Annotated in this window: 26 protein-coding genes and 1 tRNA gene; 15 read left to right on the top strand and 12 right to left on the bottom strand. The window is 71.0% G+C overall.

The features are described from left to right. Positions 1 to 35 precede the first annotated feature (35 nt). The 4 genes from AB0M93_RS29680 (at position 36) to AB0M93_RS29695 (ending at position 3,443) form a co-directional block, all read left to right on the top strand. Entirely contained in the window at positions 36 to 800 is a 765-nt protein-coding gene (locus AB0M93_RS29680; RefSeq protein WP_364279005.1) for an ESX secretion-associated protein EspG, read from the top strand. A gap of 129 nt (positions 801 to 929) precedes the next feature. Continuing rightward, positions 930 to 1,379, top strand: a complete 450-nt coding sequence (locus tag AB0M93_RS29685; RefSeq protein ID WP_364279008.1) for a hypothetical protein — start codon at positions 930 to 932, stop codon at positions 1,377 to 1,379. 4 nt (positions 1,380 to 1,383) lie between these two features. Continuing rightward, a complete protein-coding gene (locus tag AB0M93_RS29690) occupies positions 1,384 to 1,956 on the top strand; it encodes a DUF3558 family protein (protein WP_364279011.1) in 573 nt (190 codons plus the stop codon). Positions 1,957 to 1,967: 11 nt separating this feature from the next. After that, positions 1,968 to 3,443 (top strand): hypothetical protein, encoded by a 1,476-nt coding sequence (locus AB0M93_RS29695; protein WP_364279014.1) that lies wholly within the window; start codon positions 1,968 to 1,970, stop codon positions 3,441 to 3,443. Positions 3,444 to 3,482: 39 nt separating this feature from the next. Here the strand turns inward: AB0M93_RS29695 and AB0M93_RS29700 are convergent, their stop codons facing one another. Genes AB0M93_RS29700 through AB0M93_RS29710 form a run of 3 tightly spaced genes read right to left on the bottom strand, consistent with a single transcriptional unit; the run spans position 3,483 to position 6,163 of the window. Continuing rightward, positions 3,483 to 4,391 carry a glycosyltransferase family 2 protein gene (locus AB0M93_RS29700; protein WP_364279017.1) on the bottom strand — a complete coding sequence of 303 codons (909 nt, stop codon included), beginning with the start codon at positions 4,389 to 4,391 and terminating at the stop codon, positions 3,483 to 3,485. Beyond that, positions 4,391 to 5,206 (bottom strand): ABC transporter ATP-binding protein, encoded by an 816-nt coding sequence (locus AB0M93_RS29705; protein ID WP_004560760.1) that lies wholly within the window; start codon positions 5,204 to 5,206, stop codon positions 4,391 to 4,393. Before AB0M93_RS29705 ends, AB0M93_RS29700 begins: the two co-directional genes overlap by 1 nt. Positions 5,207 to 5,209: 3 nt before the next feature. Then, a complete protein-coding gene (locus AB0M93_RS29710; RefSeq protein WP_364279019.1) occupies positions 5,210 to 6,163 on the bottom strand; it encodes an ABC transporter permease in 954 nt (317 codons plus the stop codon). 126 nt (positions 6,164 to 6,289) lie between these two features. Between AB0M93_RS29710 and AB0M93_RS29715 the strand changes: the two genes are divergently transcribed. Both AB0M93_RS29715 and neuC read left to right on the top strand, forming a co-directional pair. Further along, a complete protein-coding gene (locus AB0M93_RS29715) occupies positions 6,290 to 7,315 on the top strand; it encodes an N-acetylneuraminate synthase family protein (RefSeq protein WP_364279022.1) in 1,026 nt (341 codons plus the stop codon). Next, a complete protein-coding gene (gene neuC, locus AB0M93_RS29720) occupies positions 7,308 to 8,438 on the top strand; it encodes a UDP-N-acetylglucosamine 2-epimerase (RefSeq protein WP_364279024.1) in 1,131 nt (376 codons plus the stop codon). Before AB0M93_RS29715 ends, neuC begins: the two co-directional genes overlap by 8 nt. Here neuC and AB0M93_RS29725 read toward each other — a convergent pair. Then, the gene (locus tag AB0M93_RS29725; RefSeq protein WP_364279027.1) at positions 8,435 to 9,109 is read right to left on the bottom strand and encodes an acylneuraminate cytidylyltransferase family protein; all 675 of its coding nucleotides are present in this window, start codon (positions 9,107 to 9,109) and stop codon (positions 8,435 to 8,437) included. The genes neuC and AB0M93_RS29725 overlap by 4 nt on opposite strands. 101 nt (positions 9,110 to 9,210) lie before the next feature. Between AB0M93_RS29725 and AB0M93_RS29730 the strand changes: the two genes are divergently transcribed. The 4 genes from AB0M93_RS29730 to AB0M93_RS29745 are packed head-to-tail and all read left to right on the top strand — an operon-like array spanning position 9,211 to position 13,197. After that, complete coding sequence (locus AB0M93_RS29730) at positions 9,211 to 9,897, top strand: hypothetical protein (protein WP_364279029.1); 687 nt, start codon at positions 9,211 to 9,213, stop codon at positions 9,895 to 9,897. Beyond that, a complete protein-coding gene (locus AB0M93_RS29735; RefSeq protein ID WP_004560754.1) occupies positions 9,894 to 10,346 on the top strand; it encodes a hypothetical protein in 453 nt (150 codons plus the stop codon). Before AB0M93_RS29730 ends, AB0M93_RS29735 begins: the two co-directional genes overlap by 4 nt. Positions 10,347 to 10,405: 59 nt before the next feature. Then, positions 10,406 to 12,013: a hypothetical protein gene (locus AB0M93_RS29740; RefSeq protein WP_364279032.1), complete on the top strand. Its 1,608-nt coding sequence runs from the start codon at positions 10,406 to 10,408 to the stop codon at positions 12,011 to 12,013. Positions 12,014 to 12,051: 38 nt separating this feature from the next. After that, on the top strand, positions 12,052 to 13,197 hold the full coding sequence (locus tag AB0M93_RS29745) for an epoxide hydrolase family protein (RefSeq protein ID WP_364279035.1): 1,146 nt from the start codon (positions 12,052 to 12,054) through the stop codon (positions 13,195 to 13,197). 580 nt (positions 13,198 to 13,777) lie between these two features. On the opposite strand, the gene AB0M93_RS29750 is transcribed toward AB0M93_RS29745, so the two are convergent. Further along, a complete protein-coding gene (locus tag AB0M93_RS29750; protein ID WP_364279037.1) occupies positions 13,778 to 14,362 on the bottom strand; it encodes a bacterial proteasome activator family protein in 585 nt (194 codons plus the stop codon). A gap of 134 nt (positions 14,363 to 14,496) precedes the next feature. Between AB0M93_RS29750 and AB0M93_RS29755 the strand changes: the two genes are divergently transcribed. After that, positions 14,497 to 15,696 (top strand): cysteine desulfurase-like protein, encoded by a 1,200-nt coding sequence (locus AB0M93_RS29755; protein WP_364279040.1) that lies wholly within the window; start codon positions 14,497 to 14,499, stop codon positions 15,694 to 15,696. On the opposite strand, the gene AB0M93_RS29760 is transcribed toward AB0M93_RS29755, so the two are convergent. After that, the gene (locus AB0M93_RS29760; RefSeq protein WP_364279043.1) at positions 15,693 to 16,670 is read right to left on the bottom strand and encodes an NAD(P)H-quinone oxidoreductase; all 978 of its coding nucleotides are present in this window, start codon (positions 16,668 to 16,670) and stop codon (positions 15,693 to 15,695) included. The two genes, AB0M93_RS29755 and AB0M93_RS29760, sit on opposite strands and share 4 nt — an antisense overlap. A gap of 81 nt (positions 16,671 to 16,751) precedes the next feature. Between AB0M93_RS29760 and AB0M93_RS29765 the strand changes: the two genes are divergently transcribed. After that, on the top strand, positions 16,752 to 18,293 hold the full coding sequence (locus AB0M93_RS29765) for a M28 family metallopeptidase (protein ID WP_364279046.1): 1,542 nt from the start codon (positions 16,752 to 16,754) through the stop codon (positions 18,291 to 18,293). Positions 18,294 to 18,348: 55 nt separating this feature from the next. On the opposite strand, the gene AB0M93_RS29770 is transcribed toward AB0M93_RS29765, so the two are convergent. Then, positions 18,349 to 19,275, bottom strand: a complete 927-nt coding sequence (locus AB0M93_RS29770) for a neutral zinc metallopeptidase (RefSeq protein ID WP_364279049.1) — start codon at positions 19,273 to 19,275, stop codon at positions 18,349 to 18,351. 507 nt (positions 19,276 to 19,782) lie between these two features. Between AB0M93_RS29770 and AB0M93_RS29775 the strand changes: the two genes are divergently transcribed. Further along, positions 19,783 to 20,256, top strand: coding sequence for a MarR family transcriptional regulator (locus AB0M93_RS29775; protein WP_364279052.1), 474 nt, complete (start codon positions 19,783 to 19,785; stop codon positions 20,254 to 20,256). Between the two features lie 5 nt (positions 20,257 to 20,261). After that, positions 20,262 to 21,149 (top strand): pyridoxal-phosphate dependent enzyme, encoded by an 888-nt coding sequence (locus tag AB0M93_RS29780; protein ID WP_364279055.1) that lies wholly within the window; start codon positions 20,262 to 20,264, stop codon positions 21,147 to 21,149. Between the two features lie 60 nt (positions 21,150 to 21,209). Here AB0M93_RS29780 and AB0M93_RS29785 read toward each other — a convergent pair. From AB0M93_RS29785 to AB0M93_RS29795, 3 genes are all read right to left on the bottom strand, one after another. Next, positions 21,210 to 21,299: transfer RNA gene (locus tag AB0M93_RS29785), tRNA-Ser, on the bottom strand. Between the two features lie 78 nt (positions 21,300 to 21,377). Then, on the bottom strand, positions 21,378 to 22,217 hold the full coding sequence (locus AB0M93_RS29790; RefSeq protein WP_364279058.1) for a patatin-like phospholipase family protein: 840 nt from the start codon (positions 22,215 to 22,217) through the stop codon (positions 21,378 to 21,380). Between the two features lie 70 nt (positions 22,218 to 22,287). Continuing rightward, positions 22,288 to 22,569 carry a DUF2277 domain-containing protein gene (locus AB0M93_RS29795; RefSeq protein WP_364279061.1) on the bottom strand — a complete coding sequence of 94 codons (282 nt, stop codon included), beginning with the start codon at positions 22,567 to 22,569 and terminating at the stop codon, positions 22,288 to 22,290. A 101-nt stretch (positions 22,570 to 22,670) separates the two neighbouring features. On the opposite strand from AB0M93_RS29795, the gene AB0M93_RS29800 reads away from it, so the two are divergent. Next, entirely contained in the window at positions 22,671 to 23,612 is a 942-nt protein-coding gene (locus AB0M93_RS29800; RefSeq protein ID WP_364279064.1) for an Ldh family oxidoreductase, read from the top strand. On the opposite strand, the gene AB0M93_RS29805 is transcribed toward AB0M93_RS29800, so the two are convergent. Both AB0M93_RS29805 and AB0M93_RS29810 read right to left on the bottom strand, forming a co-directional pair. Further along, positions 23,609 to 23,833, bottom strand: coding sequence for an RNA-binding S4 domain-containing protein (locus AB0M93_RS29805; protein ID WP_364279066.1), 225 nt, complete (start codon positions 23,831 to 23,833; stop codon positions 23,609 to 23,611). The two genes, AB0M93_RS29800 and AB0M93_RS29805, sit on opposite strands and share 4 nt — an antisense overlap. Positions 23,834 to 23,851: 18 nt before the next feature. Continuing rightward, positions 23,852 to 24,649 (bottom strand): trypsin-like peptidase domain-containing protein, encoded by a 798-nt coding sequence (locus AB0M93_RS29810; protein WP_364279069.1) that lies wholly within the window; start codon positions 24,647 to 24,649, stop codon positions 23,852 to 23,854. Positions 24,650 to 24,699: the final 50 nt, after the last annotated feature.

A 24,699-nucleotide genomic window follows, 5' to 3' on the forward strand; every position in this document is an offset into this window, starting at 1 on the left:
GAAGGCCGGACTCATCCGCGGGGGGTTGGAAGCGAATGCCGCACTCGTTCTCGCTGTCGCTGGCAGCGGTGGACATCCTGCTGGAGCAGCTCGGGCTCGGCCGCGCGCCGACACCGTTCGAGGTCCCGCACGTCGGCACGACCGTCGAGCAGCGCGCGATGATCCGCGACGCCGTCGTCCGCGACCTGACCGGCCGCGGGCTGTGGAGCCGCGGCCGCCTCGACGCGGACGCCGAGCTGGCGCTGGCCACGTTCGTCCGCGGCAGCGTGACGATCAGCGCGGCGGCCGAGCTGGGCGACCGCCACCTGTTCGCCCGCGTCGCCTCCGACGGCCAGTTCGCGGTGCTGGCCCACCAGAAGGAGAACCTCATCGTCTTCGAGGAGGTCCGCCCGACGGGCATCGTCCCGGCGATCGTCGACCTCCTCCCGCTGACGCCGGCCGCGCCCGGCCAGTCGGTGACGATTTCCCGCCCGGTCCAGCAGCCCCGCCACCAGCGCCGCGACGACGCGTACGACCCGTTCGCGGGCGTCAGCGCCCCGCGGTCGCACAGCGGCAGCGGCGGCCCGCAGGTCCGCATGATCGAGCGCGTCTTCCAGGAGCCGAAGAAGCGGGTGGGCCAGTTCACGGCCCAGACCCGCGGCGCCACGTTCCCGCCCCTGGCCTGGTTCGACACCCCCAGCGGCCGCTGGCTGATGTCCTCCAGCGCGGCGGCGGACGGCCAGCGCTGGATCACCTACGCCCCGGCGGACAACGCCCGGCTGGCCCAGCAGCTGTACGCCCAGCTCGAAGGGCAGTTCTGAGCGCCGGGAACCGGCCGGGCGCCTGGTGCGTCCGAAGGGAAGATCGGTGAACAGCGGTTGCGCTGGGTGCCCGGCTAGTAGACTCCCGGGTGCACACGCACGGGCGAAGCGATTCGGGGTGGAACAGCGATGCTGATAGCTGACGGCGGGGGTAGTGCCTACCTCGCGGACCTCCTCAACCCGCTGTCTTCCGGTGCCATGGGTGCCGCGGTCCAGGCGGCCAAGGCGCAGACCGACAAGCTGGTCGCCGCGGCCGCGAGCGGTGGTTTCAAGATCACGCCGGAGGGCGTGAAGCCGCTCCGGGACGCGCTGACCGCATTGGTCAAGGACCTCGACGGTCTCGGCCACAAGGTCTACGCGCTGGACCAAGCGCCCCAGCTCGGTAGCCACCCGTACGGGCAAACCGTCGCTTCGCACGACCAGAAGAGCGCCACCGAAGCCACCGGGTCGGCGCGGGCAGTGCTGAACCAGCTCCGGGAAGTGGCCACGCAGGCCGACCAAGCCTTGGCCAGGGCGGCCGGGCTCTACACCGGAACCGAAGACGACGCCTTCTCCGCGTTCAAGACCAAACAGGCCTGAGGTAATGACGAAATCCCTCGTTCGCATCGTCCTCCCGCTCCTCGTCGGCGGGGTACTGCTGGCCGGGTGCACCACCACCAAGGGCGGGACGGCTTCACCCGCGCAGTCACCGTCGGCCAGCGAGTCGAAGGCGCCGGACAGCACCTCTTCCGGTGGCGGGGGCACCCAGTCGATCACCGATCCCTGCTCGCTCCTGGAAATGGGTGATCTGAGCAGCTACGGCCAGTTCGATCCGCCGGAGAACGGCAAGATCGGCAGCGCCCGGTCGTGCACTTACCAGAAGCAGATCGCCTCGGCGAGCGACAAGGCCATGGTGATCAGCGCGAACGTCCGCGACAACGCCTCGATCGATCAGGTCAGGGACACCGGCCGCGGGGTGGCCGACAAGGAGATCAACGGCCGGAAGGCGAAGGAATCGCCCGATGGTGCCGCTCCCGGGTGCACCTTGGGGCTGGCCGTCGGTGACTCTTCCCGGGTCGACGTGGAAGTGACGGCGGTCGCGTCGTCGGACGAGGCTTGCCAGGTCGCCGAGGCGGTCGCGAAGGCCGCTGTCGAACCGCGGCTGCCGAAGGGATAAGGGGAAACCGGATGACGACGCGACAGGGCCCGCGACCGAAGACCGAGGACAAGACCCCCCAGCAGGTGCAGGAAATGGCGCCCGCCGAGCGGGACGCCTACCTGCAGCAGAAGGCCGAAGAGGGCGTCGATCCCAGTAGCTGGCTGTTCGGTCCCGTTCAGCAGTGGATGGCCCAGGCTCGGGCGAAGAACCAGGCCCAGCAGATGGGCGACAAGAACGTCAAGGACGCCACCCAGGGCCGCGACGTCGAGTACGTCCGGGGCCTGCACGCACCCAATGCCGACTACAAGGGCACCGACCACACGCAGCTTCAAGCGTTCCTCCAGAGCAATCTGGACGTCGAGCAGGTGTCCGAGGTCTCGACCGCCTATCACCAGGTCCACCAGGTCTTCGACAAGTTCGCGCAGTCGATGACCACCGCGGTCAACGCCTCCAAGGGCACCTGGGAAGGCACCGCCGCCGACAACGCGCAGCAGTACTTCACCAGCCTCAGCAAGTGGTCCGACGCCAACTCGCAGAACGCCAAGCTGGCCTCGGAAACCATCTACGAACAGGGCCAGGCCGCCGCCACGGCGAAGAACTCCATGCCGGCGCCCATTCCGTTCAGCTGGGGTGACGAGTTCAAGTCGTGGGCGACGTCGAACCCGTTGAACCTGGCCGACAACATCGACCAGTCGATCCAGAAGCAGAAGGACAGCCAGGCCGCGCACGACGAGGCCGCCGGTGTCATGGCGACCTACGACAAGAACCTCTACGAGGCCGCGTCCAAGCAGCCCGCCTTCGCGCCGCCGCCCAGCTTCAGCACCGGTGGGGGTGGCGAGGACTCCAGCGGCACCGGTGACAAGAACGGCGTCAACAGCCCCTCCGGCGTCAACACGCCAGGTGGTCACGCGGTGAACATGCCCGGTGGGGGCGCCGGCACCCAGGGCTTCGTGCCCGGCAACGTCCCCGGCGGCACCGGCGGGCCGGCCGGGCACACCATCGCCGGGCCTGGCTCGACCACCGGGTCCGGGTTCGTCCCGGCCGGTACCACCACGCCCTCCAGCTTCACGCCCAGCTCGATCCCGGGCGCCTCGACGTCGAACTCGAACCAGCAGTTCGGGGGCATGCCGCCGATGAGCCCGATGCCGATGGGCGGGATGAACTTCGGCGGCGACGAGGCCTACAACTCCAAGATCGGCGGCGGTGGCGGCGGACGCAGCGGTGGCTTCGGGCCCGGTGGCTCGGGTGCCGGCAACGCGACCGGCGCGGGCGCCGCGTCCGGGGCGGCCCGGCCCGGCGGGATCGGTGCCGCCGAAGCGGCTGCGGGACGCGGCATGGGCGGCCTCGGCGCCGGCACAGCCGGTCGTGGTGGCATGGGCCGCGGCCAGAAGGGCGAAGGCGACGAGGACACCGAGCACTCGCGGCCGACCTACCTGGTCGAGGGCGATCCCGACGAGGTCTTCGGCACCGACCTGCGCACCGCGCCGCCGGTCATCGGCGAATAAGCGAGAAAGGGCCCCCGCGCGGCGGGGGCCCTTTGTGCGTCAGTAGCGGTAGAACTTCTCCGCGCGGCCCTGCCGCACCAGCTTCAGCCACTGCAGGAACGCCTTCGGGTCCCGCTTCACGCCCACGAAGTACAGTCCGAACCGGACGATCTCCAGCGCGCCGATCTTGCGCATTCCCGGCTGGGACAACAGGTATCCGCGGTTGCGGTAGGTGTAGTAGCGCTTGACCTCGTTCTCCGGGTCCTGCGCGTGGAACTTGCCGCCCAGCATCGGCTTGAACTCGTCCGAGCCGTCCGGGTGCAGGTACTTCGTCTTCAGCGACGTACCGAACGGCAGGCCCGAGCGGACCAGCCGCCGGTGCAGCTCGACCTCGTCGCCGCGGAAGAACAGCCGCAGGTCCGGCACGCCCACGACGTCCAAAGTGGACGCACGGAACAGGGCGCCGTTCATCAGGGACGCGATGCCGGGCAGGAAGTCCACGCCCAGCTCGGACTGCGACCGCTTCCACGTCAGGCCACGGCGCAACGGGAACGCCAGCTTGTCCGGCGCCTCGATGTTCGACACCACCGGCGAAATCTCCGCCAGATCCCGCTTTTCCGCTTCCTCGAGCAGGATGGCGAGCACGTTCTCGTCGGCCGGACGCCCGTCGTCGTCGGCCAGCCAGACCCAGTCCGCGCCCAGCGACAGCGCGTGCAGCATGCCCAGCGCGAACCCGCCGGCGCCGCCGAGGTTCCGGTGCGACGGCAGGTACGTGTACGGCAGCGGGTAGTTCTCGACGACTTCGCGCGCCGAGTCGTCCGGCCCGTTGTCCACCACGACCAGGTGGTCGACCGGCCGGGTCTGGGCCGCGATGACCTTGAGCGAGTCCGCCAGCAGCTCCCGCCGGTGTCGCGTGACGACCACGCCGACGACCGCGCCGTCGGGCAGCTGCCGGGTCTCGCTGGCCATCATTCCCCGCCGTTCGTCGTCGCCACCGGCTCGATGCCGAAGCGGTCCAGGGTCTCCTGGCTCATGTTCTCGAAGGGGTCACGCCCCTTGTACGACGTGAGGACGTCCCGCAGCGAGCCGCGTTGCTTCACGTGCCCTTCGTCCATCCAGAGGGCCGAGTCGCACAGCTCGAACAGGAACTCGTCCGAGTGGCTGGCGAACACGAGGATGCCGGAGCGCTTGACCAGGTCCTTGAGCCGGTCGCGCGCCTTGTTGAGGAACGCCGCGTCGACCGCGCCGATGCCCTCGTCGAGGATGAGGATCTCGGGGTCGATCGAGGTGACGACGCCCAGCGCCAGCCGGACGCGCATGCCCGTCGAGTACGTCCGCAGCGGCATCTGCAGGTAGTCGCCGAGCTCGGTGAACTCCGCGATGTCGTCGACGCGCTTCTCCATCTCCTTGGCGGTCATGCCGAGGAAGAGGCCGCGGATGATGATGTTCTCCTGGCCGGAGATCTCCGGGTCCATGCCGACGCCGAGGTCGAAGACCGGCGCGATCTTGCCCTCGATCCGCGCGGAACCGCGGGTGGGCTCGTAGATCCCGGCGAGCAGCCGCAGCAGCGTGGACTTGCCGGCGCCGTTGTGCCCGACCAGGCCGACCCGGTCGCCCTCGCGCAGGGAGAGCGTCACGTCGTGCAGTGCTTCGATGATCGGCACCTTGGTCTCGGTGCCGATCTTGCCGCCGACCTTCCCGAGGACCTTCTTCTTCATCGACCGGGTCTTCGCGTCGAAGATCGGGAAGTCGACGAAGGCGTTGTGGACGTCAATGCTGACCATGTGTCACACCCAGTAGGAGACGCGGGCACGGTAGTTGCGCATCGCGACGAGCGCGAGCGCCCAGCCGACGATGGTGATGCAGGCGACGACGATCCAGTTGCCCGGCGTGAACGACTGCCCCAGCAGCGGCGCCCGGACCACCTGCATGAAGTGGTACAGCGGGTTCAGCTGGATGATCGGCAGCACCCAGGAGATGCCTTCGCGCGCCCCGCCGCCGAGGAGCTGGTCGACCGGCCAGACGATCGGCGTGCCGTAGAACAGCAGCTGGATCAGCGAGTTGATGACCTGCGGGATGTCGCGGAAGCGGGTCGAGATGATGCCCAGCAGCAGCGTCACCCAGCCCGCGTTGAGCGCGAGCAGCAGGAAGCCGGGGATGGCCAGCAGGATGTTCCAGCTGAGGCCGGGGTGGCAGAACAGGTTGCCGGTGCAGAGCCCGTCCTTCGAGCCCAGCGAGTACGGGTTGTCGAGCGCGCTGAAGAAGATGACCAGCACCGCGACGTACACGATCATGTTGTGCACCAGCAGCAGCGTCTGCCGCCACACCGTGCGCAGCATGTACACGCTCAGCGGCGCCGGGAGCTGCTTGATCAGCCCCTCGTTCGCGATGAACGTCTCCATGCCCTCGGAGAGGCAGCCGCTGATGAAGCCCCACAGGATGAAGCCGGTGGACAGGTAGGGCAGGAACACCTGGATCGGCGAGTGGAACAGCTGCGAGTACAGCAGCCCGAGCCCGAGCGCGATGACCGCCTGGCTGATCGTGATCCAGAAGGGCCCGATCACCGAGCGGCGGTAGCGCTGCTTGATGTCCTGCCAGCCGAGGTGACCCCACAGCTCGCGGGCGCGGAAACCGGCCTTGATGTCGGCGAAGGCGCGCGAGAACGTCTTGCTGTCCGACGTCGGGGGTGCCGACGCCGCTACGGGTGACTCCGCGGCCTGAACCGTGCTGGTGGCATGCACGTGGACGAGGGTACCGATGGGAGTGCGGCGGCCTTGACAGGGCACTGGCGCCGGGCCGGACCCCGCGGCGCGCCTCGGGATAGGGTCGGGGACGGACCGCAGCCCCGCAGCGACCCGGAGGTCTCCATGTTCATGCTCGGCGAGCACCCGGTCGGTGCCGACCACCCCCCTCTCGTGATCGCCGAGATCGGGATCAACCACGAGGGTGATCCCAAGAAGGCGCACAAGATGGTCGACGACGCCGCGGACGCCGGCGTCCAGGTCGTCAAGATCCAGACCCACGTGGTCGACGACGAGATGATCCCGAACGACGTCGTGCCCGGCAACGCCGACGAGCCGATCTGGGACATGATGAACCGCGTCGCGCTCACCGCCGAGGACGAGCGCGAGATCAAGGCGCACGCCGAGGAGCGCGGGCTCGTCTTCCTGTCGACGCCCTTCTCGCGCGCGGCCGCCGACCGGCTGGCCGAGCTGGGGGTCGAGGGCTTCAAGATCGGCTCGGGGGAGTGCAACAACTACCCGCTGATCCGCCACGTCGCTTCGTTCGGCAAGCCGGTCATCCTCTCGACCGGGATGAACGACATCGCGTCCATCACCCCGGCCGTCGAGATCCTGCGGGCGGCGGGCGTCGGCTTCGCGCTGCTGCACTGCACGTCGCTGTACCCGACGCCGCCGGAGCAGGTGCGCCTCGGCGCGCTCGCCGAGCTGCACGAGGCGTTCCCGGACGCGGAACTCGGGCTTTCCGACCACACGGTGACGATCTACCCGTGCCTGGGCGCGGTCGCGCTCGGCGCTTCGGTGCTCGAGCGGCACTTCACGTCCGACATGAGCTGGCCGGGGCCGGACATCCCGGTCTCCTCGACGCCCGCGGAGTTCAAGCAGCTCGTCGAGGGTTCGCGGCTGATCCACGCTGCCCGTGGCGGGTCGAAGCAGATCCTGGCCGAAGAGCAGCCGACGATCGACTTCGCGTACGCCTGCGTCGTCACCACCAAGGACGTCGCCGCGGGCGAGACGCTGAGCGCGGACAACATCTGGGTCAAGCGCCCGGGGACCGGCGAGATCAAGGCCAAGGACTACGAGAGCCTCCTCGGCCGGGCCGTCACGCGGGCGCTGCCGGCGAACACGCAGGTGAGCTGGGCGGACCTTGGCTGAGACCGGGCGGCGTGAGGTCCTGTTCCTCACCGGGACCCGCGCCGACTTCGGGAAGCTGCGGGACGTCATGCTGGCCGTGCAGCGGAGCTCGGTGCTCTCCGCCCGCATCGTCGTCACCGGCATGCACATGCTGCGCAGCTACGGCTACACCGTGCGCGAGATCGAGCTGGCCGGGCTGGAGCGGCTGCACCTGATCCCGAACCAGATCGAGGACGAGCCGATGGCGCTCGTGCTGGCCAACACCGTCCAGGCGCTGGCCCGGCTGGTGCACGAGGAGCAGCCCGCGGCGATCGTCGTGCACGGCGACCGCGTCGAGGCGCTCGCCGGCGCGATCGTCGGCTCGCTGGCGAACGTGCGGGTCGTGCACATCGAAGGCGGCGAGGTCAGCGGCACGATCGACGACGTCATCCGGCACTCGCTGTCGAAGCACGCCCACGTCCACCTGGTCGCCAACGAGACGGCCCGGCGCCGGCTGCTGCAGCTCGGCGAGGAGGAGGACCGGATCTTCGTCGTCGGCAGCCCCGAGGTCGACGTCCTGACCTCAGCGCGGCTGCCCGACCTCGACGAGGTCCGGCGTCACTACGAGATCCCGTTCACCGATTACGGCCTGCTCGCGCTGCACCCGGTGACGACCGAGCGCGACCAGAACCGGCGCAACGCGGCCGCCGTGGTCGACGCAGTGCTGACCGAAGGCAACTGGGTCGTCATCGACCCGAACAACGACGAAGGCTGCCGCGAGATCAGGAGCGAACTCGACCGGCTCGAAGGCCCGCGGTTCGTCCGCCTGCCCTCGATGCGGTTCGAGTACTTCGTCACCTTGATGAAGAACGCGGCCGTCGTGCTGGGCAACTCGAGCGCCGGCGTCCGGGAGGCGCCCGTGCTGGGCACGCCGTCGGTGACCGTCGGCACCCGGCAGCGCAACCGGGCGATGGCGCCCAGCGTGCTGGCGGTCGACCCGACCGCCGAAGCCGTCACGGCCGGGATCGGCAAGGCCCGCGCGATGGGCCGGTGCGAGCCGCACACCGAGTTCGGCGAGCCGGGTGCGCACCGCCGGATCATCGACCTGCTCGAGGGCGAGGAGATTTGGCGGCCTTCGCTGTACAAGGCCTTCGTGGACCGTTAGCCGGCGGCGTGCTGCTCGGCCAGGACGAGGTCCGCCGCGGAGTCGATGTCGATCGCGCGCTCGGCCGGCACGAACTGGGGCCGCACCTCGGGGATGAAGAACCGCTCGTGCCGGCGGAGGTCGCCGGCGCGGACGAGGTAGATGCCGCCGGTGGGGCGCAGCACGACGGGCAGGGTCTGCCGCGGGGCTTCCAGGTCGGCCCAGTCCCGGACCGGGGCGATCCCGCCGTCCGGCGTCTGCAGGCACACCTTCAGCGGGTGGTGCTCGGCCGTCCGGCACATCTGCACGACCGAGCCGGTGGGCCGGTCCGCGTGGATGTCGAGGCACTCGGCGATGTCTTCGGCCGTCCGCAGCGGCGAAGTGGGCTGGAGCAGGAGGACGAGCGTGGAATCCGGGACACCGAGCGCGTCGATGGCGTGGGTGACCGCGGGCAGGGTCCGGCTCGTCGCCTCCGCGAGGTGGGCGGGCCGGTGGACGGTCCGGGCGCCCTCCGCCTCGGCCGCGGCGGCGATGGCGGCGTCGTCGGTGGTGACGACGACGTCGGCGATGCCGGCGGAAACGGCGGTGTACACGGTGTGCGCGACCAGCGGGCGGCCGCGGAAGGGCGCCAGGTTCTTGCCCGGCAGCCCCACGGAGCCGCCCCTCGCCGGGACGATGGCCAGCGCGGTCACAGGGGACCCCTTCCGGGTATCGACGGTGGTCTGTCGGCTATTGTCCGTCTGCTCGGCTGCCGCCCGACGGCGGCCCCGGTCACCGATGCCATGGGGGAGCGATGAATCGGACTCAGTTCGCGGACGAAGCTTCCGAGCAGCTCGACGACTGTGCCCGCATGTTCCGTGACCTCCTGCTCGCCTACGCCCGCGGACAGCGCGTGGAGACGATCGCGGTGGTCGGCAACGCGCCGATGGCCCCCGACGCCGGGCGCGCCGCGCTGATCGACGGCAGCGACCTCGTCATCCGGATGACGACGTTCGCGCTGGACGAGCCGGACGCCGAGCCGGCCTACGGGCACCGCACCGACATCGTGGTGGTGCACCGCGGTGTCGTCGTCTCGCCGTACACCTTCGCCGACTACACCTCGCGCCTGTACCTGCTCGCCGAGCCGGGCCGGCTGTTCTGGGAACCCGAGACGCTGCCCGACTGGTGGCCGGCGGACCTCGGGTTCGTGCCGATCCCGAACCGGCGGTTCGTGCTGCCGCTGTCGCGGCTGCTGGGGCTTTCGGCGGACGAACACGTCTGGGCCACCACCGGCACCCTGGTGACGTACATGTGCCAGGAGCTCTTCCCCGAAGCGCGGGTGCGCCTGACCGGGGTGTCGATCATCGAACGACCCGACCAGACCGACTTCGAGCACGCCTGGGGCAGCAAGGTCGGGGTGACGGCGGAACACCGGCTGCACGCGGAATCCCGGCTGCTGAGCACATGGCGTGACTCCGGAAGAATCGAGATCATACAGTGAGTGACATTCACGGGGTGGTTTCGCGGGCGAAAGAGCTCGCCCGCGTGGCGGGGCGGCCGGTGGTCGCGAAGCTGCGGCCGCGGATCGAGAACATCGCGCTGGACCGCATCCGGCCCGAACTCGACGCGCTGCACTCGGACATCGCCGCGCTCCGCCGGGACGTCGAACACGCCACCAAGGAGCTCGACGGCCACGTGAAGTGGCTCTACGACGAGCAGCGCCGGCTGGCGCCGCACCTCGCGGCGCTGGAAGCGCGCATCGCGGCCTTCGAACGCCCGGGCTCGGTGGCCCGGATGGCCGAGCGCCTCGAGTACGCGCCGGACGAGGCCGAGGAGGTCCGCGCCGAGCACGCCCGCATCCGCGCGCGCCTCGCCGCGATCTCCAAGTACGAAGAGCGGCTGGCCCGCCTGGAGGAGGACTTCGCGGCCAGGCGTGAGGTGACCGGCTGACCACTGCCGCTGCCGCGCCGCCCGCCGCCTCCCGGCGGCCCTGTCCGGCGTGGCTGACGGTGCCGGTCCTGGTCCCGCTGGCGCTGACGGTCGCCTGGACCGGGCTCAACCACGACGTCCGGTTCGTCCTCGGCACGCTGCACACGGCCGGGCGCGCGGGGCTGTCGCCGTCCGAAGTCTTCGTGCACCGCCCGATGGCGTACCGGCTGGTGCTGGCCCTCGGTGACGCCGGGAGCGGGCTGCCGGTCCCGGCCCGCGAAGCCGTCGTGCGGGTGCTGGCGCTGGTCGCCGTGCTGCTGGTGTCGCTCCTGCTGCGCGCGGGCCTGCAGCGCTACCGCCCGGCCCCGGAGGCGACCGCCGTCGCGGCGGCCACGGGTGTGGCCCTGGCCCTGGCCCCGAACTGGGACTTCCTGCAGCCGGAGTGGCTGGCCGCGGTCTTCGCGGCGGGAGCCGTCGGTGCGGCGTTCCGGATCCGGCGGCCGGTGCCGGCCGCCCTGCTCGGTGGCGTGCTGCTGGCCCTGGCCGTGCTGGTCAAGTACACGACGGCGCCGACCGCGGTGGTCGCGCTCGGCGTGATCGCGGTGGTCGACCGGCGCCGCGCGCTGCTCACCGGCCTGCTCGGCGCGCCGATCTGCCTGGGCCTGTTCGGGCTGACGGTCCTGATCGAGCCGCGGGAGTGGCGGTGGTTCGGGGAGCTGTCCACGCTCAACGGCGCCAGCCCCCTCGGCCGCGGCTTGGCGTCGAGCGACGCGCGGGCGCTCGTCTCGACCGTGCTGAACGAGGCGCTGGCCGTCCCGATGGTGGCCCTGCTCGCGGTGAGCGTCGCCGTGCTGGCGCGGCTCGCTGTGGGACGGCGTGCGCGCCTGGCGTGGGTCCTGCTGCCCGCGGCCGCGGTCGTCGTCGTGCTGGCGGCCGTGGTGCTGCAGGGGCAGTGGTTCCAGTACCACCTCGCGGCGCTGGTGCCGTTCGCCGCCGCCCTCGGCGGACTCGCGCTGGCGCGCTGGTCGGCCGCGCACGGCGGGCCGCCCAAGGCGCTGGTGCTGCCGGCGATCGCCCTCGGCGTCGGGCTGCCGATCGTTGCTTCGGCGTCGACCGAGTGGCGCCAGGCGCACGGGACGCCGGTGTACGCGGCGCTGGTGGTGCTGGTCGTGGTGGGCGTGCTGTTCGCCCTCAAGGATCGCGGCCGGACGTGGCCGGTGCTGGCGCTGTGCAGCGCGCTGGCGGTGTTCGCGGTGCCGGTGTGGCCGAGCGCGCCGTATTCGTTCGATGCGATCCACGCCGACTACACGAACTCCGAGCGCGTCGCGGCAGCCCAGGCCGACGAGCGCCTGTTCGCGCCGGTCCGCGCGCAGATCGGCGCGGACACCCCGGTGGTCTACCTGGCGTTCGGCGACATGGCGTACTTCTTCGGCAACCCGGCGGCCTGCCGCTACCCGGCGCCGGTGTTCGTGCAGCGCGGAACGTACATCCCGGCGGTGCGCGGGCTCGTGAGCTACCGGGAGAACCTCGACTGCCTCGAGCGAACGGACGCGAAGTACCTGGTGGTCCAGCCGTCCTGGCTGGCGGTGGACCGGCTGCCACCGGACGTCGCGGCGGGTGTGCGGAGCCGGTTCGACTGCGACCACGCGATGCCGGCGGGCGAGCTGACGATCTGCCCGAGGCGTTGAGGACCGGAGCTGTCCGCGATCGTTCCTAGGGTCGCGGCATGACTCACGAGCTGACGCCGTTCCGCGTCGACGTCCCGCAGTCCCGCCTCGACGACCTCCGTGCCCGCCTGGCGAACACCCGCTGGCCGGACCAGCCGGCGGACACGGGCTGGCGGCTCGGGGCGCCGGTGGACTACGTGCGCGAGCTGGCCGAATACTGGCGCACGAGCTTCGACTGGCGGGCGCAAGAACAGCGGATCAACGGATTCCCGCAGGCCACGACGATGATCGACGGCACGAAGGTGCACTTCCTGCACGTGGTCTCACCGGAGCCGGCGGCGCCCGCGGTGCTGCTGACACACGGCTGGCCGGGCTCGATCGTGGAGTTCCTGGACGTCATCGGGCCCCTTACGGACCCGCGCGCGTACGGCGGCGACCCGGCGGACGCCTTGACGGTGGTGGCGCCGTCGATCCCGGGCTACGGCTTCTCGGGCCCGACACCGACGCCGGACTGGGACCCGGCGCGGATCGCCCGGGCGTTCGCGGAGCTGATGACCCGCCTCGGTTACTCCCGCTTCGGCGCCCACGGAAGCGACTGGGGCGCAACGATCTCCCGTTCGCTGGCCACCCAGTTCCCGGAGCGGCTGCTGGGCATCCACGTGACGATGCTGCCGTCGGCGGTCGTCCGCACCGAAGCCGACCTCGAAGGCATCGAGGGACCGGAGCTGGAGAAGGGACAACGTTCGCTGGCGAAGGGGACGAAGTTTTCCCGCGAGGGAACGGCGTACGCGATGCTCCAGGCGACGAAGCCCCAGACGCTGGCGTACGGCCTGCACGACTCCCCGGCGGGCCAGCTGGCCTGGATAGCGGAGAAGTTCCGGGAGTTTTCGAACACGACAGAGGACCTGATCGACCGCGACGACCTGCTGGCCGACGTATCGATCTACTGGTTCACGGAGACGGCCAATTCCGCATCCCGCCTGTACGCAGCGGGCGGCTGGGGAGGCCCGGTCGCGGAGAACACGGTCCCGACGGGGGTGGCGGTGTTCCCGGACGACATCGGCTACCCGGTCCGGACGCTGGCGGAGCGAACGGACCGCATCCTGCACTGGACGGAGTTCCCGCGCGGAGGGCACTTCCCGGGCCTGGAGGAACCGGACGCACTGATCGGCGACATCCGGGCGTTCTTCCGCTCATTGCGCTGAGCGGGCTGCCGACGATTCCGCTCGCTGGCGACCTGGGCACTTGCGACGGCGCCGATCGGTGGCAACTGGTGATGGAGTGCGGTCGACAGGTTCCGCTGGCTAACTGGTTTGCGGTGTGGCTCTCGGGCGATCGGCGACTCGATTCGGCCGCACGAGACTTCCCGCTCCCGCACCGGCTACCCATCCGGAGCCGCCCCGCCGGCCGAGAAACCGTGATGGCATTTCGGCAGGCCCCGCCGCTGCGCGCGACGTCGCGGAACTTCCGCGCCCTCTCTCGCAGCGTTCCGGCAAAGTCGCGTATCCGCTGTTGAGCGGCCGGATCACGGTCCGCCAAGGACCAGGCCGCACTCGGCAGGCAGGAGGCTGCTCTTTGGCAGCTTCTCCCGTCAAATTCGGCGCCGAGCTGCACAACAGACTTTGCCGGTGGCCTGAGACCGCCCAATAGCGGCCCCCGCCCTCTCTGGGGGGCGTCCCCAAGTCCAGCCTATCGCCACCCCGGACAAAACCCGGCCCAACGAGAGTTATCCACAGCGGTTGTCCACATCCCCCTCGGTCTGTGGACAACCCCGTGACCAACACCTCAGAGGTACTGCCCGGTCCCCGAAATCCCCGGCCCGTGCTCGTGCCCCGGCCCAACTCCGCCAACACTCCCGGAAGGACCAGCCGGCAACCCACGCCGCATCTGTTCCAGCTGGACGCGGGCCGCCATCTGCTGGGCGAACAGTGCCGTCTGGATTCCGCTGAACAGCCCCTCCAGCCAGCCCACCAGCTGGGCCTGGGCGATCCGCAGCTCCGCGTCCGAGGGCGTCGAGTCGTCCGTGAACGGGCGGACCAGCCGCTCCAGCTCGTCCTGCAGCTCCGGTGCCAGCGCCTTCTCCAGCTCGCGGATCGACGTCTGGTGGATCTCGCGCACCCGCGTGCGCGATGCGTCGTCCAGCGGGGCCGCGCGGACCTCCTCCAGGAGCTGCTTGATCATCGTGCCGATGCGCATCACCTTCGCCGGCTCTTCGACGAGGTCGCCCACCGACTCGGGGTGGTCGCCGTCGGAGGGGGGCAGCTGGGTGGCTCCCACCGGTGTGCCGTCCGGTCCGACGACCACCACGTGGGGTGAAGAATCCTGGCCCGGGTCACCCGCTGTGAAGTTCGGCTCGGTCATGTGCTCCATCCTGGCTTGCCTTCGACACGCTCCGCGACACCCAGGGGGTGTCCGTCTCCGAGCGTAGCCGCTAACCGGGTTCCCGGTGGCTCTCCACCCAACCCCGGACGCACGGCGAAACCGCACGTCCGTACGGTGTCCCCATGGCGTTCGACGTCGCTCGTATCCGTGGGCTCTTTCCCGCGCTGGGTGACGGCTGGATTCACTTCGACGGCGCCGCCGGAATGCTGGTACCGGAACAGGTCGCTTCGGCCGTTTCCACGGCGATGCGTGCCCCGGTGTCCGGGCCGGGCGGAGCGTTTCCGGCCTCACAACGCGCGGAAAGCATCGTTACCGCGGCCCGCCGGGCCGTGGCCGACCTGGTCGGGGCCGACCCGGCTGCCGTCGTGCTCGGGCCGAGCGCGCCCGTCATGCTGCGCCGGCTCGTCGACGCGCTCGCCGAGCGCTGGACCATCGGCGACGAACTCGTCGTGTCCCGGCTCGACGAGCAGGCGAACCTCGCGCCCTGGCAGCGCGCCGCCAAGCGCGTCGGCGCCGTCGTGCGCTGGGGCGAGATCGACATCGAGACCTGCGAGCTGCCCGCGTGGCAGTACGAGCAGCTCGTGTCCGCGCGCACCAAGGCCGTCGCCGTCACGCTCGCGTCCGGTTCCGTCGGGACGCGGCCGGACGTGCCGACCATCATCGAGTTCGCCAAGCGGGTCGGTGCGCTCGTCGTCGTCGACGCCACCTACGCCGCGCCGTTCCTGCCGCTCGACATCAACGCACTCGGCGCCGACGTCATGGTCGTGTCCGCGCAGGCGTGGGGCGGGCCGTCCGTCGGCGCGCTCGTCTTCCGCGACCCCGAGCTGATCGAACGGATCCCGCCGGCGTCGCTCGACCCGATGGCCCGCGGCGCCGCCCGCCTGGAACTCGGCCCGCACGCCTACCCGCTGCTGGCCGGCCTCATCGCGTCCATCGACTACCTCGCCGGCCTCGACGACGCCGCCGCCGGGTCGCGGCGCGAGCGGCTGGTCACCTCGCTCGGGTCGGCGAAGTCCTACCACGCCGGGCTGCTCGCGCAGCTGTCGACGGACCTGCTGTCGCTGCGGCACATCATGGTCATCGGCAACGCCATGCGCCGGATCCCCGCGCTCGCCTTCGCCGTCGCCGGCAAGAAAGCGCCCGAGGTCGCCGAATACCTGGCGAAACAGGGCTTGTGCGCCTTCGCTGACGACGGCACGAGCGGCGTCTTCGCGTCACTCGGCGTCGGAGAAGTGGGCGGCGCCGTGCGGATCGGGCTCGCCCACTACTCCAACGTCTTCGAGATCAACCAGCTCGTGCGGGTCCTCGACGAACTGCGTTAAGACTTCGCGGCCAGCAGGACCTTGCCGAACACGCTGCCCTCTTCCAGGATCCGGTGCGCGGTCGAGGCTTCGGCCATCGGCACGACCTGGCCGACGATCGGCTTCACGAGACCGTCGGACACCAGCGGCCACAGGCGCTCGCGGACGTCGGCGACAATCGCCGCCTTCTGCTCGAGGGGGCGGAACCGCAGGCCCGCGGCGAACACCGAAGCACGCTTGCCGAGCAGCGCGCCGACGTTCAGCTCGCCCTTGACCCCGCCCTGCATGCCGATGATCACGAGCCGGCCGTCCTGCTTCAGCGCGTCGACGTTGCGGCCCAGGTAGGACGCGCCCATGTTGTCGAGGATGACGTCCGCGCCGCCGGTCTCCTCGCGGAGCACCTCGACGAAGTCCTTGTCCTTGTAGTTGATCGTGATGTCGGCGCCGAGCTGGCGGCAGCTTTCGAGCCGGTCCGGCGAGCCCGCGGTGACGGCGACGGTGGCGCCGAGCGCCTTGCCGACCTGGATGGCGTGCGTGCCGATGCCGCCGGCGCCGCCGTGGACCAGCAGCACCTCGCCCTCGGTGAGGTTGGCATGCATCACGACGTTCGCCCACACCGTGCAGGCCACCTCGGGCAGCGCGGCCGCGGTGAGCAGGTCGATCTCGCCCGGCACCGGCAGCAGCTGGCCCGCCGGGACGACGGCCTTCTCCGCGTAGCCGCCGCCCGAGAGCAACGCGCAGACCTCGTCGCCGACGTTCCAGCCTTCGACGCCTTCGCCGAGTTCCGCGATCGTGCCGGAACATTCGAGGCCGAGGGTTTCGCTCGCACCCGGCGGCGGTGGGTAGTGGCCCTGCCGCTGCAGCAGATCCGCGCGGTTCACCGCGCTGGCCGCCACCTCCAGCAGCACTTCGCCGGGGCCGGGCCGCGGATCCGCGACCTCCGCCCACTCGAGAACGTCCGGGTCACCTGGTTCACGGATGGTGATCGCGTACATGTGTCGACTGTATACCGCGGCGAAAGGTCCCGCCGAAAGGCGCATTGACGGACTTCTCAAATCGAACAAAGGTGAGCAACCATGTCACTCTTTAGAGCGAAAATTCTGCCGCCGATGGCCCTGGCCGCCGGCGCGACGCTGGTGCTCGGCCTGACCCCGGCCGCCGCCGCGAACACAGTCCCCGACGGCCCCGCCCTGGCCAAGCAGCTCGTCAAGAAGGTCGACGTCAACGGCGTCAACCGGCACCTGATCGCCCTCCAGCGCATCGCCGACACGAACGGCGGCACCCGGGCGGCGAGCACCGAAGGGCACAAGAAGTCCGCGGAGTACATCGCGACCAAGCTCGAAGCGGCCGGCTACCAGGTGACCCGCCAGGAGTTCCCGTTCACCTACTCGCAGACCCTGGCCGAGAAGCTGACCGCGGGCGGCGCGAGCGTCCCGGTCATCGCCATGGAGTACACGACGTCGACGCCGGTCGGCGGCATCACCGCGCCGCTCGCCGTGGTCGCCGTCGACGACACCAGCGGCTGCGAGGCCACCGACTACACCGCGGACGTCGCGGGCAAGATCGCGCTGATCAAGCGCGGCGGCTGCTCGTTCGCGCAGAAGCAGCAGACCGCCGCGGCGGCGGGCGCGATCGGCGCGATCGTCTACAACAACACCGACGGCGCCCTCAACGGGACGCTCGGTGGCCCCGAGAACGCGAAGATCCCGACCGGCGGCGTGACGGCGGCCGCGGGGGCGCAGCTGGCCACGCTCGGCGGCCAGAACGTGACGCTGGAGCTGCGGGCCTTCCAGGAGGCGCGGACCAGCTACAACGTCATCGCCGAGACCAAGACCGGGCGCAAGGACAACGTCGTGATGCTCGGTTCGCACCTCGACAGCGTCCCGGCGGGGCCGGGCATCAACGACAACGGCACCGGCTCGGCGACCCTGCTCGAGACCGCGCTGCAGCTGGGAAGCAGCCCGAAGGTCAACAACGCCGTGCGCTTCGGCTTCTGGAGCGCGGAGGAGTTCGGCCTGATCGGCTCCACCTACTACGTCGACTCGCTGAGCTTCGAGCAGCAGCTCGACATCGCGCTGTACCTGAACTTCGACATGATCGGCTCGCCGAACGCCGGCTACTTCGCCTACGACGGCGACAACTCCGACGGCGTCGGCGCGGGCGCCGGCCCGTACGGCTCGGCGCAGATCGAGAAGACCTTCGTCGACTTCATGCAGGCCGCGCGGGGCGTGTCCCTGGAGGGCACCGACTTCACCGGCCGTTCGGACTACGGCGAATTCATCGCCGTCGGCATCCCGGCCGGCGGCCTGGACACCGGCGCCGAGGTGCTGAAGACCCCGGCGCAGGCGGCGAAGTGGGGCGGCACGGCCGGCATCGCGTTCGACCCGTGCTACCACCAGGCCTGCGACAACCTCGGCAACATCGACCGCGTCGCGCTGGACCGCAACGCCGACGGTGTCGCCTGGGCCCTCGGCGTCTACGCGACGAGCACCGAGAGCGTCAACGGCGTCCAGCCGGGCAAGGCGAAGGTGGCCAAGCAGAAGGCCGCCGAACGCAAGGCGCAGCGGAACTTCTCCGCCCGCGCCGTGGCGGGCGACCCGCACGCACTGACTGCCTGACGACAGACCGAAGGGGCCGTCCCGGTAGCGGGGCGGCCCCTTCGTCGTGTCTTGGCTAGCCCAGGTTGTTGGTGCCGAAGGTGTCGCAGCGAGCCGGTTCGCCGGTCTGGAAGCCGGTGGTGAACCACTTCTTGCGCTGCGCGGACGTGCCGTGGGTGAACTTCGAGCGGTCGACCTGGCCGCCGCCGAGGTTCTCCTGGATGTAGTCGTCGCCGATGCGGGACGCGGTGTCCAGCGCGGAGTTGACGTCGTCCTGGGTGACGTCGGTCATCAGCGGCTTGCCGCTCTCGGTCGGCGTCGTCGAGGCGTGGTTGGCCCACACCCCCGCGTAGCAGTCGGCCTGCAGTTCCAGGCGCACCGAACCGGACGTCGGGCCGGTGCCGGTGCCCTTCTTCGACGTGCCGAGCAGGTTCTGCACGTGGTGCCCGTACTCGTGGGCGAGCACGTACGCCTCGGTGAAGAGGCCGCCCTGCGCGCCGAAGCGGGTCTTCAGCTCGTCGAAGAACGACAGGTCGATGTAGACGTCGGAGTCGGCCGGGCAGTAGAACGGCCCGGTGTCCGAGGTGGCGCTGCCGCAGCCGGTGCGCACGCCGCCGTTGAAGAACCTCGTCGGCGCCTTCTGGTACGTCGAGCCGGACCGCGCGAACTGCTGCGCCCAGTAGTCCTGGACGGAGTTGACGATCGCGACGATCGCGCAGTCGTGGTTCTTGTTGGCGTCCGCGCCGGTCTTGCACTCGCTGGCGAGCTTGGTGTTGTCGACCTGCTGGCCGGACCCGACGCTGCCGAGCCCGCCGCTCAGGCCGCTGCCGCCCGTGCTGACCCCGCCGAGCTGGGAAAGCACGAAGTAGATGATCAGCCCGACGACGCCGAGTCCACCGCCGCCGAGCGCCACGCGGCCGCCGATACCGCCGCCGCCTCCACCGCTTCCGCGCAGGTCCTGGACTTCGGAGGCGTCCAGGCCGGCGTCGTCGTCGAATCTCACTGGGGAATCGTAACGAGCCTGGGTGCGTCCGTCGCGCTGACGGGCGCACCCAGGCTGGTACCGAGGTATGTCTTCTGTCGAGCGGTCGGCCGCTTCCGGGGCCGGCGTTCAGGCGCTGTCGTCACAGCTTCCGAGGCCGTGACGAGATCCAGGCCCGACCGACGCCGTATGCGTGAACGCATGGAAGCCCGCTCAGTAGCTGTTCACAATCGCGACCAACCCGGTAGATGTCCGTTCCGATCGCGGGGACGCAGCTGGCGGTCAACCGCGAGAATCACCCGCCACGCAACCACCTGACCTCTCCTGACGGGGAGCCGGGCCGGCACGTCGCCGTCGCCGCGCCGCTTACCCTGACCGACCTCCGCCGACAAGCAGAATGCGCCTTTCCCCGCCGAGTCTCAACCTTTTCGTAACCCCACCTTCGGGCGATGTTGCGACGGCATTTTCACCGGCAGCCGAATCGGACTCGGATCGCGCGATCCGTTGATCAGCGTTCTAGGCTGTCTTATGAGCAAGGAGCGGCCTGTGCGTTGGTTGGACGAAGCCGAGATGGCGGCGTGGCGCTCCTACATCGTGGCGACCCTCCTGCTGCGGCAGCGGCTGCACCGCGAGCTGTCCGAGTGCCACGACGTGTCCCTGACCGACTACGAGGTGCTCGTCTGCCTGCAGTCCCAGCCCGGCCACCGGATGCGGATGACCGAGCTGGCGATGTACATGGGGTCGACGAAGAGCAAGCTTTCGCACCAAGTGGCCAAGTTGGAAGCGGCGGGCCTGGTCCGGCGGGCGCGTGACCCGGAGGACAAGCGCGGCGTGGTCACGGAGGCGACCGACGAGGGTCTGGCGCTGCTGGAGAAGGCCGCGCCGACGCACGTGGAAGGCGTCCGCGAGCACCTCATCGACCTGCTGAGCCCCGAGGAGCAGGCGACGATCGCCGCGGCGTTCGAGCGCGTGCAAGCGCACCTGCTGGAGAGCGAAAGCTGACCTGCGTGAACGCCGCCGAGGGTGGTCTGGCCGGTCGCGTGCGGCTGCCGTCGCCGCTGGCCGGGCTGCCGGACGAGCGGCTGGCGCCGTACGGCGTGCGGCTGCTGCTCAAGCGGGACGACCTCATCCATCCCGAGGTGCCGGGGAACAAGTGGCGCAAACTGCGCCACAACCTCGATGCGGCCCGGGAGCAGGGCTTCGGCCGGCTCCTGACGTTCGGCGGGGCGTACTCAAACCACATCCGCGCCACCGCCGCTGCCGGGCACCACTTGGGCTTCGAGACCGTCGGGGTGATCCGCGGCGAGGAGCACCGGCCGCTCAACGACTCGCTCGCCTACGCGGCCGGCCGCGGCATGGTGCTGACCTACCTCGACCGCGCCACCTACCGCCGCAAGACCGAGCCGGACGTGCTCGCGCGGCTGGCGGAGCGGTTCGGCGCCTGCTACGTCCTGCCCGAGGGCGGCTCCAACGGCCTGGCGGTGCGGGGCTGCGCCGAGCTGCCCGCCGAGATCACGACGGAGTTCGACGTCATCGCGTGCGCCTGCGGCACGGGCGGCACGCTGGCCGGGATCGCGGCCGGCCTGGGCGCCGGACAGCGGGCCCTCGGCTTCGCGGTGCTCAAGGGCGGCCGGTTCCTGGACGACGAGGTGCGGCGGCTGCAGCGCGAGGCGTTCGGGGCGGCGACGGCGAACTGGACGATCGACTACGACTTCGCCTTCGGCGGCTACGCCAAGCGAAAACCGGAACTGGACGCCTTCATCGCCGGCTTCGGCGCTCGCCACGGGATCACGCTCGACTGGGTGTACGAGGCCAAGATGCTCTACGGCCTGTTCGTCCGCATCGAGGCGGGGGAGTTCGCGGCTGGCACCCGGATCGTCGCCGTGCTGAGCTAGCGACGTCCGGCCGAGCTTCCGGTCAGGGTGTCCTGACCGGGAGCCCGGACGTCAGCTGCGTGGCGGTAGCGGTGGGATTCGAACCCACGGAGAGGTTGCCCCCTCGCATGTTTTCAAGACATGTTCCTTCGGCCGCTCGGACACGCTACCCCTGCCCACGAGGGTAGCCGACGCACTCCGGGACGACCTGGGCCCCGCCGGAGACCGCCTTCTCGCCGGCCGCGCCGCTCAGGTCCAGGTCAGCGTGAGGGCCGCGCCCTGGGCGCGACCCGCCTCCGCGGCCGGTGTGCGTGTCGCCGGGTCCAGCGGGTTCTCGCCGATCGCCGCCTGCGACGCCTCGTCCGGGGTGATCAGCGCGACCTCCGCGCCTGCCGCGCGCAGGTCGTCCAGCACCTCCAGCAGCGGCTTCTCCATCGGCAGCGGGGCGTCCACGCCCAGCGGCGAAACCACCGTCACGCGGGTGCAGCCGCTCGCGTAGTCGGCGTTCTCGGCCGAGCGGACGCCGCCGTCGACGTACGGGCGGCCCTCGATCGTCACCGGCGGCCAGACGCCCGGGACCGCGCAGCTCGCCGCCACCGCGTCCACCAGCGACACTCCGGACTCGCGGTCGAAGCGGCGGGGTTCGCCGGTCTCCGCGTCGACCGCCACGATCACCAGGCGCTGCGCCGGCCACTCGTGCACCGGCAGGCGCGCGGCGACGACCGCGCGGCGGTCCGCTTCGGGCACCGTTTCCGCGGCCAGGGCCAGCTTCCCGACCGCGCGCCGCACCTCGGCCGGGTCGGTCGCGCCGGCGACCGCCCCGCCGAACTCGGCGGCGAACTTCTCGAAGTCGATTTCCGCCGGGATCTCCGCCGTCTGGTGCGCCGGGTCGGCCTGGCGCGCGTAAAGCTCCGCCAGCGGACGGCCGCTCGTCACCTGCGCGGCCACGACCGACCCCGCCGACGTCCCGACGAGCAGGTCCGCGCCCGTCAAGTCCTGACCGTGCTCGGCCAATCCGGCCAGCAGGCCCGTCGTCCACGCGACCCCGGCGACTCCGCCGCCACCCAGAACCAAAGCTTGTCCACCCATGTGGGCAGCCTAGCGAGCAGGTCCGACAATTCCGGGCCGCCGGGAGGCTCCGCTCCGCCCAGGCGGTGCGTCAGGGCTGGCGCAGGGCCTTGGCGGCGATCCGCGCCCGCACCTCGGGGCGCCGCAGCGGCGGCACGGTCGCCGGGGGCTGGCGGCGCTCGGGCAGCTGCTCCAGCAGCCGGGTGGTGATCTCCGTGATCTCGGCGACCGCGGCTTCGAAGGGCTCGCGCGTGGCGTCCGACAGCGACTGCACGCCCGTCACCTTGCGGACGTACTGCCGCGCCGCGGCCTCGATCTCCTCACCCGTCGCGGCCGGCTGAAGTCCCCGCAGGGTGGTGATGTTTCGGCACATGCCGCTCAGGGTACGTCGCTTCGGACCCCTCGATCACACGGTCGGGTAGGCCCGGGCCGACGTCGTTGACGCCTGGACCAGCGCTGGGCAATGTCGGGGAAGTGCCTCTCAGACCGCGTCCCTTCCGCTCCACCCGCCCCGAACCCGGCATCTTCGAAGAAGAAGTCCCGGAAACCCCGATCCCGGAACAGGCGTGGCCGCGTGTGCGGGCCGACGAACTGGTCACCCTCGTGGCACACGTCTTCGCCGCCCACGGCCTCCCCGAAGTGCGTGCCCGCATCGCGGCCGAAGCGCTCTGCCACGGCGATCTCACCGGCTCGCCCGAGACCGGCGTCGCCGACCTGACCCGCGTGCACCTGCCGCTGCTGAAGAACGGGCTCGTCGTGCCGCACGCCGAGCCGCTGATGATCGCCGACCGCGGGGCCGCGGCGCTGATCGACTACCGCCGCGCGCCCGGTCTGTGGGCCGTCGGCGACGCGATGGACCGGGCGGTGACGCGGGCCGGCCGGTTCGGCGTCGGGCTCGTCTCGATGCGGGGGATCGGGCCGTTCGGGCGCGCCGGGCACCACGCCGCCCGGGCCCTGCCGCACGCGATGATCGGGCTGGTGCTCGCCGCCGGTGGCGAGCCCGGCCAGCCGATGAACCCGCTGGGCATGGCGGCGCCCGGCGGCCCGTACCCGGAGTTCGTGTTCGACATGGACCGTCCCGGCTCGGACGCCGCCGGGCTGACGCTGCTGGTCGACGTGCTCGCCGGGGTGCTGTCCGGCGTCGCCGACCACGAGCACGACACCGGCCTGCTGGTGCTGGCGATCGCGCCGACGACGCTGCGCAGCCCCGACGGCTTCTACCGGGCCGCGAGCGCGCTGTTCGGCAGCATGCTCGGCTGGGACGGCGGCGCGCCGATCCGCTACCCGGGCTGGCGCGAGGCCCAGCACCTCGAGCAGTGCCGGGCCCTCGGCGTGCCCCTCGCCGGGCCGGTGCGCCGCGAGCTGGACGCCCTCGCGGCGTCGCTCGGCCTGCCGCCGCTGACCAGCGCCGGTTAGTGCACCAGGACGACCTTGCCGCGGTCGGGGCCCACCGCCACGACGTCGCCGTCGGTCAGCTGGCGGCCGCGGCGGGTCTCGACCTCGCCGTTGACCGTGACCTCTTCGGCGTCGAGCAGGTCCTTGGCGTGGGAGCCGTCTTCGGCCAGGCCGGCCAGCTTGAGGAACTGGCCGAGCCGGATCGGCTCTCCGGTGATCGGTACGTCGACGGGCTCGTTCATGCCCCGCATCATGCCGTCTCAGGTGCGGGCGGTCGTCTGCCGGTAGAGCGCGAGGACGTCCGTGTCGAAGTAGCTCGAGTACGACGTGTCGGGGTCGTCGCCGCCGTACTCGAAGCCGCCGATGACGCCGATGACCGTGCCGAGCCGGGTCTTCGGGTTCTGCTGGGTGACCCACGGGCCGCCGCTCGTGCCGGTCGGGAAGCCCGTGCAGTCCACCCGCAGCTGGTAGGTGTCCTGCCTGCTGGTGGTGTTCTGGCAGACCGCGGGGACCTCGGAGTCGTCCGGGTAGCCGGTGAGCGTGATCGGCTGCTCGAACGCGGTGCCGGTGGCCAGCAGGTTCGCGCCGACCAGGCTCTCCAGCGTCTTCGTGGTGCCCACCTGGTGCGCGGTGGCGAAGCCGACGTCGAGATCCGGGTCCGAAGACGTGCTCCAGCCGGGCGCGACGCGCTCGTCCGACACCGTCCAGTAGCCGAAGGGCGCGATCCCGTCGTGGTAGGCGGGCGCGAAGGTGATGCCGGCGATGTAGCCGCCGCCTTCGCCGTCGTGGATGCAGTGGGCCGCGGTCAGCAGCACGTCACCCTGGTCGCTGTGCACGACGCTGGCCGTGCAGTAGTGCGCCCCTTCGACGAACAGCGCGCCGACCGCCGGGCTCGACACCGCGGGCAGGTCACGCGCCGGGGTGGCTTCGACCGTGGCGGTCTCCGGCGTCGTCGCCTGCGCGGGCTGCTGGATGGTTTTCACGACCACGACGTAGGTCACGCCGAGCAGGACGATCGCGGCGAGGGTGAGCAGAACGGCCGGCCGCCGCAAGTACATCGCCTCCTCGTCCCGGTGCGGTAGACCACATCACCATAGGACGACGGACG

It is taken from the genome of Amycolatopsis sp. NPDC051102 (genome assembly GCF_040682815.1).
Lineage (GTDB): Bacteria > Actinomycetota > Actinomycetes > Mycobacteriales > Pseudonocardiaceae > Amycolatopsis.